This window comes from Maridesulfovibrio sp. (genome assembly GCF_965230075.1).
Lineage (GTDB): Bacteria > Desulfobacterota > Desulfovibrionia > Desulfovibrionales > Desulfovibrionaceae > Maridesulfovibrio.
Window position 1 is genome coordinate 3,332,730 of sequence record NZ_OZ245945.1, and the last position, 13,074, is coordinate 3,345,803.

12 protein-coding genes are annotated in these 13,074 nt (G+C 48.0%); 10 read left to right on the plus strand and 2 right to left on the minus strand.

Annotation, left to right across the window (positions count from 1 at the left end; genetic code table 11):
- Positions 1–323 precede the first annotated feature (323 nt).
- Entirely contained in the window at positions 324–2,135 is a 1,812-nt protein-coding gene (locus tag ACO05Z_RS15130) for a hypothetical protein (RefSeq protein WP_421903020.1), read from the plus strand.
- A 135-nt stretch (positions 2,136–2,270) separates the two neighbouring features.
- Positions 2,271–3,044 carry a competence protein CoiA gene (locus tag ACO05Z_RS15135; RefSeq protein WP_421903021.1) on the plus strand — a complete coding sequence of 258 codons (774 nt, stop codon included), beginning with the start codon at positions 2,271–2,273 and terminating at the stop codon, positions 3,042–3,044.
- Positions 3,045–3,115: 71 nt separating this feature from the next.
- Here the strand turns inward: ACO05Z_RS15135 and ACO05Z_RS15140 are convergent, their stop codons facing one another.
- Positions 3,116–3,559: a hypothetical protein gene (locus ACO05Z_RS15140; protein ID WP_421903022.1), complete on the minus strand. Its 444-nt coding sequence runs from the start codon at positions 3,557–3,559 to the stop codon at positions 3,116–3,118.
- Between the two features lie 276 nt (positions 3,560–3,835).
- On the opposite strand from ACO05Z_RS15140, the gene ACO05Z_RS15145 reads away from it, so the two are divergent.
- The 8 genes from ACO05Z_RS15145 to ACO05Z_RS15180 all read left to right on the plus strand — a co-directional run bounded on the left by ACO05Z_RS15145 (position 3,836) and on the right by ACO05Z_RS15180 (position 12,018).
- Positions 3,836–5,449: an ABC transporter substrate-binding protein gene (locus tag ACO05Z_RS15145; RefSeq protein ID WP_421903023.1), complete on the plus strand. Its 1,614-nt coding sequence runs from the start codon at positions 3,836–3,838 to the stop codon at positions 5,447–5,449.
- Between the two features lie 203 nt (positions 5,450–5,652).
- The gene (locus ACO05Z_RS15150; protein WP_421903024.1) at positions 5,653–6,627 is read left to right on the plus strand and encodes an ABC transporter permease; all 975 of its coding nucleotides are present in this window, start codon (positions 5,653–5,655) and stop codon (positions 6,625–6,627) included.
- On the plus strand, positions 6,628–7,554 hold the full coding sequence (locus ACO05Z_RS15155) for an ABC transporter permease (RefSeq protein WP_421903025.1): 927 nt from the start codon (positions 6,628–6,630) through the stop codon (positions 7,552–7,554).
- A 3-nt stretch (positions 7,555–7,557) separates the two neighbouring features.
- Positions 7,558–8,526, plus strand: coding sequence for an ABC transporter ATP-binding protein (locus ACO05Z_RS15160; protein ID WP_421903027.1), 969 nt, complete (start codon positions 7,558–7,560; stop codon positions 8,524–8,526).
- 9 nt (positions 8,527–8,535) lie between these two features.
- Positions 8,536–9,549 carry an ABC transporter ATP-binding protein gene (locus ACO05Z_RS15165; protein WP_421903028.1) on the plus strand — a complete coding sequence of 338 codons (1,014 nt, stop codon included), beginning with the start codon at positions 8,536–8,538 and terminating at the stop codon, positions 9,547–9,549.
- Between the two features lie 128 nt (positions 9,550–9,677).
- Complete coding sequence (locus ACO05Z_RS15170) at positions 9,678–10,469, plus strand: tetratricopeptide repeat protein (protein WP_421903029.1); 792 nt, start codon at positions 9,678–9,680, stop codon at positions 10,467–10,469.
- A gap of 164 nt (positions 10,470–10,633) precedes the next feature.
- Positions 10,634–11,368, plus strand: coding sequence for a tetratricopeptide repeat protein (locus ACO05Z_RS15175; protein WP_421903030.1), 735 nt, complete (start codon positions 10,634–10,636; stop codon positions 11,366–11,368).
- Positions 11,365–12,018, plus strand: a complete 654-nt coding sequence (locus tag ACO05Z_RS15180; RefSeq protein ID WP_421903031.1) for a PilZ domain-containing protein — start codon at positions 11,365–11,367, stop codon at positions 12,016–12,018. Before ACO05Z_RS15175 ends, ACO05Z_RS15180 begins: the two co-directional genes overlap by 4 nt.
- A 68-nt stretch (positions 12,019–12,086) precedes the next feature.
- On the opposite strand, the gene bioB is transcribed toward ACO05Z_RS15180, so the two are convergent.
- Positions 12,087–13,070: a biotin synthase BioB gene (gene bioB / locus ACO05Z_RS15185; RefSeq protein ID WP_421903032.1), complete on the minus strand. Its 984-nt coding sequence runs from the start codon at positions 13,068–13,070 to the stop codon at positions 12,087–12,089.
- Between the last annotated feature and the right edge of the window lie 4 nt (positions 13,071–13,074).

Here is a 13,074-nt window from a genome sequence, read left to right on the forward strand (position 1 = left end):
GATCAACTTATCTATCTGAGCAGCACAACATCCTGTCATAACTACACATTATCATATCATCATCGAATCATCACAACCCTTTGAAGGCTTACAGGGGACACTACATGCAGCCCCAAAAGATTGCAAGGCACCCTCCACTTTGATAGGGAATTTTTAACTTAAATGCCTCCGGCGGCTGGGGAAGGGAAAACTTTTGCAAAATTTTCCCTTCCCCAGACCCCATCCCTTTCAAAACCTTTTGATATGCTTCGCACTTAGCGCACTAAGACGATCCTCGAATAAAGAACAGGCGAAGCCTTGGTAAAACGCACAATGGAGTTCATGTGAGAAACGCTACCATATATGATATTTGTGATGGTCCAATCCTTAAATGCCAGAATCCCACTGTTCCGGGCCAGAACCTGCGTAAACTTTATAAAAAACTTTTCGGTAATCCGCTTTTCAAACATTTCATCCTGCGCTGGTGCTCACACCCGGCCATTTTTCAAAGCCAAATCAGGCCTTATCAGGAGATGATGGAAGCCGCCATGCAGGCCACTTATGAAAACTGGCAGGATAAGGAATGGATTAAAACCACCTTCGCCCCGCTGGCAAAACTGCTGGACCGCATTCAGGACCCGCAGTGGCGTATCCGTGAGAAGGCCGACACCAGGCCCCCACGCATGCGAGAGAAAGAAGTAAATGAAGTGCTGGATGCGGTACTTTCGGACATTATCAGAGTCTGGGACAAGAATCCCAAGGACCCGTTTTTCCCGGTTTCCGCACAGGTGATCATGCCCGGTGATTCCATCTGCAACGGTGAGAATTTCATGAACATCATGACCGGGCTGGGTTCGTATGAATTCCAGAACATCAACCTGCTCTTCGGGCTGATGCGCTGCTTCTTGCATTCCAATCCGCTAGCCCTGAAAATCTTCCGCCGTCCATGGAAAGGTATTGCCGAACCGCTCTCCATGCGAGTTTCATGGATCACCCACCGCACCGGATTTTACGACGATATTTTCTGGGAACAGATATACAACCTTTATATATTGGAAGAACTTCCGCAGGCCGAACAGAATAAACTCAAGGAGATGCTCGAATCCCTGCTTCATTTCCTGATCGTAACCAGCATGGAATGGCTAGTTGCACCCTCTTCCGGCATCAAACATCCGGCCATCACCTGCCTGCCCAAAGACGGCAACGGACAGCCGCTCTGCAACCTCAAACCCCGTGACTGGAAAGCCAAAAAAGAGCTTGGGTTTGACGATTACGTCCCCGATGTGGACACTACTTTTCTAGCGCTGGCAATGTCCCGCAAATGGCTGGATCTAGTGGAAGAAAAGAACCTGAACGCAAATCAGGAACTTCTGCGAGCAGCCGAAGTATTCCTTGATTTCCCATGGGTGGAAATCATCAACGATTACCAAATCGGCGGCGGCAATAAGACCAACCTGCCGACTATCACCATGACCCGTCCGCTGGATTACTTCGGCTCCGTGCCGCTCTGGTTCGACAAACCGTTCAAGAAAGACAAGGAGGACGGGCGCATTGTGCGCGAGACCTTGGGTAATGAAATATGCCCCGGTCACAACATGGATATTTTCGAATCCATCCTCGCCAACCGCTACCAGTGGAAAGCTCTAGAAGGAGAAAACCTTGCCACCCTGCAACGGTTCCTGACCTTCCATCACAATGCATTCATAAGCGGTAATTTCAAGGAAGACAGCGCAGTGCGCTTCTACCTGCCGGAAATATACGTCAGCTATGCCGGACGCCTTTACGACACATGGCTGACCATTCCCAAAGATGAACGACAACTTATCGATCCTGACGGTAAGGTTGATCAAATCCGGGCCGCTGCCATGGATTACTGCAAGTACTACATGCTCGGTGCAACCCTCAATCCCTTTGACGCCTCACTGGCAGTGGCAACACTCAGCCTGCTGCGCTACCCCAATCGCGGTGACGGACTTATCGAGCGGGGCATAAAAGTTTTACACGATCACCTCGGCGAGGGCTGCTTCAGGCATCCCTACAAAGCCTACGAATGGACCATGGTCCGCCACCCCACAAGGATCATCGTCGGCAGCGAAGTAACAACATCGCTCTTCGCCATGAATGCTATCGCTTGTTACAAGCATTATATGAACTAACTATTCCTACAAACAAGCTAATAACCTAAAATAGCACAACTATAATTCATAAGCTGTTATGTATTTACATGGCAGCTTTTTCTTTATTAAAACAATAAAAAAGGAAGTATAACAACTAAGAATCAGGAGCAAATTATGCTGGCAGCATTAGCAGACAGAAATGACAAAAAGAAAATATATGCGACTAACGCTTCAGCTTCAAACACATATTACTGTCCAAACTGCAAAGAAAGAGTCATCCCGCATTTAGGACGCAAGGTCGTTCACCACTACAAACATAAACCAGGATGTAGTTGTCAATATCAGGGAGAAAAGCGTGAACACATGCAAGCTAAGTACGCTGTCTACGACGCACTAAAGCAAAGAGGACTTAATGTTGAAATGGAAAAATTTGTACAGACACTATGCCCTGAAGGTAATAGATATGCAGATATATATGTTAAAAGCCCTACAGGTGTAAAAGTAGCGATTGAGCTCCAATACTCTAACATCACAGAAGGTAATATTCTTAAAAGAACTATTGCCTACAAAAATGCAAACACATGTGTGCTATGGGTTCAAATTGCTCCTAAAAGAATCACTGACAAGCTAGAATCTAGACAAAAAAATTGTTTTGTAAGTAAACTATCCCCCACCCCACTCATGCGGTGGCTTGATGTTGTGCGCCCTACAGCATGGCTATATGAGCCAATCTCCTCCACTTTTTGGAATTTTGAATTAACCAAACACCAATTATACAAAACAGATAGAGAAGGATTTGAATATCCGTACTCATCAAAACGTTGGGTCGATACTTCTTTCACCGGGCCTTTTGATGTTACAGATCTGCTTATCCATCCAAGTTTCAATATAAAATATGAAGATAAGCAATACCATCTAGCTGAATTCAACGAAAAGTCCATACTGTAATGATTCTATAACAGGGGAAAAAAAATTAATTTGATCACTTTTCCGAATAACCACATATCTATTTTAACATACTACCATTTGATAAACGGCGGCCCATTCTTGGTTATATCCATATTGATAACCTTGTAGGCATCACGGGTCTCTTCACCCGGCCTTTTAATATTAATGATGACCGGTGCAGCTCCCAGCCCCACGGTGGTGAACTCGAACCGCCAACGCCCGAAGTCTCCCAGCAGACCGGAATCAGGTTTGATTATCTTAAATTTGTCCAGACTGACCAGTTCGGGATCAAAGGAAACCCCATCAAATTGATAGCCCCCTGAGCCGGGATTACGCATTTCGAAAGCAAGCTGTTCACCGGGCATTAATTCGAGATTAATCTCATGCTTTCCATCCATATCGTATTCGGCAACTGAGTCAGCAAAAGGGTTCAGCGATGAGCATCCGGAAACAATAAAAGTCAAAAACAGTATCGGAATCAGCCTTTTAACCGAATTAAATTTCATTATTCTCATATTTTCTGCTTTTTTGATGTGTATTTAATGTGTTCATTTTGACACTAGTGTTAATAAAATATTTTTTGTAAACAATTTCAGCAAGTTAAAAATTTGAGAAAAAACCGATTCAAGTGTAATAATATTAACCGTCTACGGCAAGGGTAAGCCGTAGAGCATAACTGTTTTTCCAGTTATAATTCTCATTTCGATGTGTGCCTAATCCAGGAATGTTCCTGTTTTTTCGGGCGCTTGGTGCTTTTATTACTGTTTTTACCTTTTTTAAGGAGTGTGAGGATGAAACGTTCATTACTGTTTCTTGCGCTAGTTGCTATTCTGAGTCTCGGCCTCGCCGGATGCAGCGCGGAAAAAAAAGAAGAGGCCCCAGCCAAAAAAGAAACCACTGAAGCAGCTCCCGCTGCCGCAGCCGGTAAAACCCTGAAACTGGCCATGGATGCCGACCCTGTCTCCCTTGACCCTCATGTACAGCTTTCCGGTGGTATGCTTCAGTACTCCCACATGGTTTTCGACCCTCTCGTACGCTGGGCCAAAGACGGTTCTTTCGAACCCCGCCTTGCTGAAAAATGGGAACGCATTGATGACAAAACCATGCGCTTTCACCTGCGCAAAGGTGTAAAATTTCACTCCGGCAACCCCTTCACCGCTGAAGATGTTGTCTGGACCATCGAACGCCTCAAGAAGAGCGTCGACTACAAAGGTCTGTTCGAACCTTTCGCTCCCGCAAAAGTTGTTGATGCCAACACCGTTGATATTATCACCAAGGAGCCTTACGGCCTGCTCCTGAACATGGCTACCTACATCTTCCCCATGGATAAAAAATTCTATGCAGGTAAAGATGAATCCGGCCAGCCCAAAGACGCTATTGTTAAAACCGGACCCTCCTTTGCAAACGTAAACGAGTCCGGTACCGGTAAATACATGGTTGCCGAACGCGAACAGGGCGTACGTGTAGTCTTCAAAGCCTTCCCCGAATACTGGGACAAATCAGGTAACGTTGACACCATCATCCTGACCCCCATTAAAAATGACGCTACCCGTGTAGCAGCCCTGCTTTCCGGCGATGTTGATTTCATCATGCCCGTTCCCCCGCAGGATCTGAAGCGCGTTGAGTCCACTGAAGGCCTGCAGCTGGTCACCATGTCCGGTTCCCGCATCATCACCTTCCAGCTGAACCAGAAACGCCAGAAGCCTTTCCAGAACCCCAAAGTTCGTCAGGCTATCGTATATGCAACCGACAACACCGGTATCGTAAACAAAGTAATGAAGGGCTTCGCTACTGTTGCCTGCCAGCAGGGTCCCGAAGGCTTTGCAGGCTACAATGCTGAACTCAAGCCTCGCTACGACCTTGAAAAAGCAAAGCAGCTCATGAAAGAAGCTGGTTACGAAAACGGTTTCGAGTGCACCATGATCGCACCTAACAACCGTTACGTTAACGATGAAAAAATCGCGGAAGCTTTCGTTTCTATGCTCGGCAAAATCGGCATCAAGGTTAACCTGAAGACCATGCCTAAAGCCCAGTACTGGGATCAGTTCGACGCACAGGTTGCTGACATCCAGATGATCGGCTGGCACCCTGACACCGAAGACTCCGCTAACTACACTGAATTCCTGCTCATGTGCATCAACAAGGAAACCGGTTACGGTCAGTACAACAGCGGTAACTACTGCAACCAGGAAGTTGATTCCCTCGTAATCGGCTCCCAGACCGAAACCGACCTTGCCAAGCGCAACGCAATGCTCCAGAAAGTAGAAAAAATCCTCTACGACGAAGCAGCATTCGTCCCCCTGCACTGGCAGAACCTGTCCTGGGCTTCCAAGGACGGTATGAACACCGAAGAAATCGTAAACGTACAGAACTTCCCCTACTTCGGCGACCTCGTCATCAAGTAGTGGAGATCACTGCATAAAACTACATTCAAAGGGAACTCCGATCCGGGGTTCCCTTTGATGCGTCTGAAACACAAGTAATTTTCAAAAAATCAATCCCGTGATCGGGATTCCAAAGGTAGTTGCTCCTTTGGCCGCCGGAGGCGAAATCACTCGCCCAAAGCGTAAAGCGCCTCAACTGTTTTCCGTCTGGAGTTAAATAAAAAATGTTTGCTTTTATAGTCCGAAGGATCGCGCAGGCGATCATTGTAATGCTGATCATCAGCTTCATCGGCTTTGCCATCAAGCAGAGTTTCGGTGACCCGGTCAGGGAGATTACGGGTGTTTCCGTATCTGCTGCTGAAAGGGAAAAAATCAGGGACGAACTCGGCCTTAATGATCCGTTCATGGTCCAGTTCGGCCGCTTCATGCAGGGGGCGGTCAAGGGTGATATCGGTAGATCTTTCTTCTACAAAAAATCTGCTCTTGATGTAATTTTAAGCAAGGCTCCAGCGACCCTGGAACTGGTTATCTGTTCCGCCCTGATCATTGTAATTTTCTCCGTACCGCTGGGTATCTATTCGGCTATCAGGCCCAAGGCCCTGTTCTCGCGGTTTGTCATGGGCGGGTCTATTGTCGGGGTATCAATCCCGGTATTTCTGACCGCGATCCTCATGATTTATGTTTTTTCAGTGGAACTACACTGGCTGCCATCCTACGGACGTGGCGAAACAGTAGACTTAGGCGGCTGGCGCACCGGTTTTCTGACAGCAGACGGATGGCTGCACCTGGTTATGCCTTCCATCGCCCTTTCTTCCATCATGCTTCCGCTCTTCATTCGACTCATTCGTTCCGAAATGATGGAAGTTCTTGAAAACGACTATATCAAATACGCATGGGCCAAGGGCTTGATGCCCAGACGTGTCTGGATTGTCCACGCTTTCAAAAACACCCTGCTCCCGGTTATCACCGTGGGTGGTGTTCAGCTGGGAACAATGATCGCCTTCACAATCCTCACAGAAACAGTATTCCAGTGGCAGGGCATGGGCTTCATGTTCATCGAAGCTGTTGAGCGTGGCGATGCTCCACTCATGGTGGCCTACCTTATGGTAGTTGGTCTTATCTTCGTAGTTGTTAACACCGTGGTTGACGTCATTTATGGACTGGTCAACCCGCAGGTCAGAATCACGGGGCAAAAATAAATGAAAACCAGATCACGCTGGCAGAGATTCAAAGAATCATATTTTCTGCACGATTTTCTGCACGACAAAGTTGCCCTGACGAGCTTCTGTATTTTGGTCGTGCTCCTGTTTATGGGTTTTGCGGCTCCCCTTGTCGCACCTTTCAACCCTTATGATGCTAACAACATCAACATTATGAACGCGGAAATTCCGCCTTCATGGCTTCCCGGCGGGGATACAACCTTCCTGCTCGGAACCGATGCACAGGGCCGCGACCTTTATTCCACCATGCTTTACGGCATGCGCGTTTCCCTGATCATCGGTATTGGTGCCGTTTGCCTTCAGGCATTCTTAGGTATTATGGTCGGACTGGTTGCCGGTTTCATGGGCAAAAGGGTGGAATCCATCCTCATGCGTGTTGCCGACGTACAGCTATCCTTCTCCACCTACATGGTAGCTATCTTCATTTCAGCCATCTTTCAGGCTGTATTCGGGGTCGCCAAGTACGAAGAAATCGCAGTTCCCTTGCTGATTCTGGTCATCGGCTTTGCTGAATGGCCGCAGTATGCGCGTACCGTACGTGCCTCCGTACTGGCAGAGAAGAAAAAGGAATACGTAGAAGCGGCAAAGGTCATCGGCCTTTCCCAAAAGAGGATTATGTGGCGCCACGTGCTGCCCAACACCCTTTCTCCTGTCTTCGTTATCTCCACTATCCAGGTTGCAAACGCTATTATGAGTGAAGCCGCCCTTTCCTTCGTCGGACTGGGTATGCCCGTGACCCAGCCTTCACTGGGCTCACTGATCAACGTAGGATTTGAGTATATCTTCAGTGGGTCATGGTGGATCACCATGTTCCCCGGTATCGTCCTTGTTTTGCTCATTCTGGTCATCAACCTGCTCGGTGACTGGGTGCGCGACTTCCTCAACCCGAAACTCTACAAGGGGTAAACAATGCAACCGCTTCTTGATGTTAAGAATTTAAGTGTCGAGTTCGCATTGCGCCAAGGCCCCCTTGAAGCAGTGAAGAACGTCAGCTTCTCCCTTAATAAGGGTGAAAGACTCGGACTGGTTGGTGAATCCGGAGCCGGTAAATCTGTGACCGGTTTCTCCATCATCAACCTCATTTCCAAGCCCGGATATATCTCCAACGGGTCGATCATGTTTGAAGGGCAGGATCTTGCGAAAATGCCTTTTGATAAAATGCGCGGAGTTCGCGGCAACCGCATTTCCATGATCTTTCAGGACCCCATGATGACCCTGAACCCGGTTCTGACCATCGGTACCCAGATGATCGAAACCGTGCTGGCCCACATGGATGTCACCCGCAAGGAAGCTGAAGAGATTGCGCTGGAAAAACTGCGCAAGGTCTACATTCCTTCCCCGCGCAAACGTTTGGATCAGTACCCGCATGAATTCTCCGGCGGTATGCGTCAGCGCATCGTCATCGCTATTTCACTTTTGACCGATCCGTCACTGATCATCGCCGACGAACCGACCACCGCTCTGGACGTCACCATTCAGGCCGAGATCATGGACCTGCTGCTGGAACTCTGTGAAACTGACAACATGGGCCTGATCCTGATCACCCATGACTTAGCTGTTGTATCGGAAGTCACCCAGCGCATCGCGGTCATGTATGCTGGCGGTATAGTGGAAACTGGTTCCACCCGTCAGGTTACCGAGACCCCGGGCCATCCATACACTCAGGGACTGATCGCCGCACTGCCCCAGTCCGGTGCAGCAGGCGACCGCCTGACCCAGATTCCCGGTGCCATGCCCTCGCTCATGAATATGCCCGCAGGCTGTCCCTTCAACCCCAGATGCCCACACTGTACTGACATCTGTAAGCAGGAACTGCCTACACTTAAAGAAAATAAATCCGGTATTTTGGTGGCCTGTCACCATGCCGACAAAGTATAGAGATTCGTCATGCCAACCGATTCCCTCGTAAAAATCAAAAATCTGGTCAAGCACTTCGACATTTCCGGCGGGCTGCTCGACCAGCTGCAAATGGAAAACGGACGCATCACACGCAAACAAACCGTCGTCAAAGCGGTCAACAATGTCAGCTTTGAGATTAAAAAAGGTGAAACCTTAAGCGTGGTCGGCGAATCCGGTTGTGGTAAATCAACCCTTGCAAGAACCGTGATGGGCCTCTATCCGCCCAACTCCGGTGAAGTGCACTATGGCGGTGAGCGCATCGACAACCTGCCTCACGCGCAGATGCTGCCCTACCGCACAAAAATGCAAATGGTCTTTCAGGACCCCTATGCCTCGCTTAACCCGCGTATGACCGTACGCCAGATCATTGAGGAGCCCATCTATTTTCACAACAAGGGCATCTCAAGGGGCGAAGCAAAGGACAAGCTGCATAGAGTAATGCGCAATGTAGGTCTTGATCCTGAATGGGCCGGAAACTACCCCCATGAATTCTCCGGTGGACAGCGCCAGCGCATCAGCATTGCGCGCGCTCTGGCTGTCGAACCTGAATTCATTGTGGCCGATGAACCCATCGCCGCACTGGACGTTTCCATTCAGGCCCAAATTCTGAACCTGCTCATGGATGCACAGGAAGAACGCAACCTGACCTACCTGTTCATCAGCCACGACCTTTCCGTTGTTGAACACATCTCCACCCGCGTGGCGGTTATGTATCTGGGCAGCCTTTGCGAACTGGGTACAGCCAAGGAAATCTTTGCCAATCCGCAACACCCTTACACAAGGGCACTGCTCTCGGCCATTCCGACTCTTGGCGGTGAGAAGAAAAAGCACATCCACCTTTCCGGTGACGTGCCCACTCCCATCAACCTGCCCACAGGCTGTGTCTTCCATGGTCGCTGCACCTTTGCAAATGATCGCTGCCGGGAGGAAGTTCCCCGCGCACGCAATCTGGAAAACGGCACTCTCTGCGCCTGTCACGCTGTGGAAGAAGGAAGGCTGTAGCCCACTAATCCGCCTTCACAGCTGACCTATACTTACAAAAGAAAAGCCCGTTAATAAAAGACGGGCTTTTTCATTATATGCTATACTGCCTGTACAAGTTTAGATTCAAATTCCTGCAGGACAACAGTATGAGCCAAGAAATGAAAGTGCTGGGGGTCTACTCTCAAAATATCAAGACCAGAATCGGAGCCGGCACGACTTCACAAAAATCCGAGCATAAAACTTACCATTACGTAATTCGTGTAGGCTACAGTAAATACCATGTGCAGCCATTGAATGAACAGGATATTCCTTCAGGTATGGTTACGGTTATCTCGGAAAAAGATTTCATAGCTCAGTTCAGCCCTGAATTATATTACTATCAGCGCAAAACTCTGCCTGCCCTGAAAACACTGCAAGCCAAAATTGCGAAAGGGGAAGAGGCTTTTGAAAACGGCAATCTTGATGATGCTGAACATGCCTTTGCCGGGGCTCTGATCCTTGCCCCGGAAAACCCTAAAGCGAATCTGGGCATGGGAACAGTCCAGTGCACAAAAGAGAATTTCGACAAACTCACAGAAATCATCCAAGTCTTGCTGAATCTGGATGCTGTTTTTCTTGAGGAACAACGTCAGGAATTCAACCTCTTCGCCATAGTACTGCGCAAAAGCAAACGGTATAATGAAGCCCTGACTTTCTATAAAAAAGCGCTCGAAATTTATCCTGAAGACGAGAACCTCCATTTCAACATTGCCCGTGCATATTTTGATACAGAAGACAAAGACAAGGCCCTTTCTCACATAGAAAAAGCACTCGAAATAAATCCTGAGCTTGAATCAGCCATGCTTTTCAAAAAATACTTGCTCAAAAAAAAGAAAAAAAAGACTAAGCCACCAACTTCAAAGCAGAAGCCCACCAATTATGACTCAGCAGAACAATGAGAAGCCGTCATTCCTAAATGTGAAACCATTGCTAAACAAAGTTCTAATCGACATTTTTTAAAAGCCTGCTTATAAACAGCAGGCTTTTAGTTTAAAACAGAGAAGAATATATTTAAAAAAAGCACTCAGCTTACTTGATATGCGTCTATTTGGGGAGACTGTTGATGGGAGATATTTTTCAGGTACTTGGTGTTTATTCCAAAAACATCAAAGATTACACCGGAGCCGGAACGACAATGCAGCGGGCCGAAAGCAAGACATATTATTATGTCACGCGGTCAGGTGTGGATAAGTTTCAGGTTCAGCCCCTCAATGATCAAAACATTCCCTCAGGTGTGGTCACCACCTTAAACAAAAAAGAATTCATCACCCAGTACGCGCCAGAGATAAAATACTACGAAAAAAAGACACTCCCTGCTCTGAAATCCCTCAGGGCCAAAATCGAAAAAGGTGAACAGAATTTTCTAAACGGCAACCTTGATGAAGCAGAGCAATCCTTTGCCAAAGCTCTTTTTCTGGACCCAGAGCACCCCAAAGCCAATCTGGGAATGGGGTCTGTGCAATGCACCAAGAAAAATTTCAAAAAGCTCTCCGGAATCATAGATAGACTTTTAAATAAAGACGAAATTTTCATGGAGAGCCAGAGGCAGGAATTCAACCTCTTTGCCATCAGCCTGCGCAAACAATCTCTTTTTGATGAGGCCATCACATTTTATGACCGGGCCATACAGATCAATCCCAATGACGAAAACCTGCACTTCAATACTGCCAGAGCTCATTTCGACGCCGGAAACAATGATATGGCGTTAAATCATCTGGACAAAGCACTTGAAATTGCACCTACACTTGAAGTAGCCTCCATGTTCAAGAAGTACATCGTCAAACGGAAAAAGAAATGATCTCGCAAAAGGAAAAACTTAAGGCTGCCTGCACTCCCGGGCTAAAAATCACCATCGAGTTAGGCGGCCTGAGCGACAAAGCACCGACAATAGTGGTCGGAGGGGATTTCATAAAATCCCTTATTGTTAAAGAGCCGATGGTCCACCATGCGGATAAATCCCTGTGGGCCGAATATATGTACCCCGGCAACGAAGCAACTGTCCGCTATATTCATGAAGGCATAGCCTCCGGGTACAAAACCGAAGTGATCAGAATGATCAGCTCTCCGGACAGGCTCCTTTTCCTGAAATACCCAAAGCGAATCGAATCATACAATCTCAGGAGACACAAAAGGGTTTCCTGCTTCATGGAAGCACAGATTGAACTCGGTGAAAAAAAGAATGTGGCCGTGCTGGAAGACCTGAGCACTAGCGGTTGCTGCATCAGCTACATAACAGACAAAAACTACTCTGACCCTGAAATCGGGGATGAAATGAAGATCTACTGTCCTTATTTCACGGAAAACGGAACCACCTTCATTCCCTGCAAAGTGCAACGCTGCACCAAGGATTCACGGAAAACAATTCTGGGCATGACCTTTGAAAAGCCCTCCCCGGAAATCCTCATCAAGATACAGGATTACGTAGCCACCATCCTTTACCACTCCTAAAAATTTCATAAAAAAAAGCCCTGCAGATCAACTTCAGCAGGGCTTTTTTTATTTGTATGAACAGATAATTACTTTTTAGTCCGGACCATCAGTCCCAAATCTTCAAGCATGGTCAGGTCATGATCAATGCCCTGACCGGATACGGTCAGGAAATCACCGACCATCAGCCCGTTACATCCGGCATGGAAAATAAATGATTGCAGGGAACGCAGAGCGGCCCTACCAGCAGCCATGCGCACTTCCGCATGAGGGTTGACCAAACGGAACATGGCAATAGTCAGCAGAATTTCCAGAGGCTGCAACGGCTCTACATCTTCCAGCGGAGTTCCCGGTATGGGAATCAGAAAATTAAGAGGGATAGAATCCACTTCCAGCTCCGCAAGAGCAAGAGCCAGCTCCACCCGCTGCTGATGACTTTCGCCAAGGCCCAGCAGACCGCCGCAACAGACTTCAAGCCCTGCCTTTTTGGCATCGCGTACCGTACGCACCCGCTCATCATAACTGTGGGTAGTGCAGACATTAGGGAAATAGCTCTCCGCCGCCTCAAGGTTATGATGGTAACGGACTACACCGGATTCATGCAATTTTTTCAAGGACTCAAAATCAAGGCAGCCCAGCGAAGCGCAATGGTTGAAACTCTTTTCGCGCATACCGTCAACAGCTTCGCAGACATGATCAAGGGATTTACCCTTAAGCGCCCTGCCGCTGGTCACGTAGCTAAAAAATTCAAGAGGTGACTGCCCTGCTTTATCAGCACAGTCCCGGATTTCCTCCACTGACATAAGCGGATAGGCCGGAGCCGGGGTGCCTTTAAAATGGCTGGACTGGGCACAAAAAGTACAGTCTTCGGAACAGTTTCCACTACGCACATTGGCAATGGAACAAAGGCTGACCTCACGGCCGAAACGGCGAGTGGTCATGGTATGTGCGGCGTGAAGGATTTCCGCCAGTTCTCCGTGGGAAGCACCGAGCACCGAAACCGCAGTATGTTCATCAATGGCACCGCCGCCGTGAACGGCATTCCACAAAGCCTGTTTCTCGTTTCTATCCAAAATA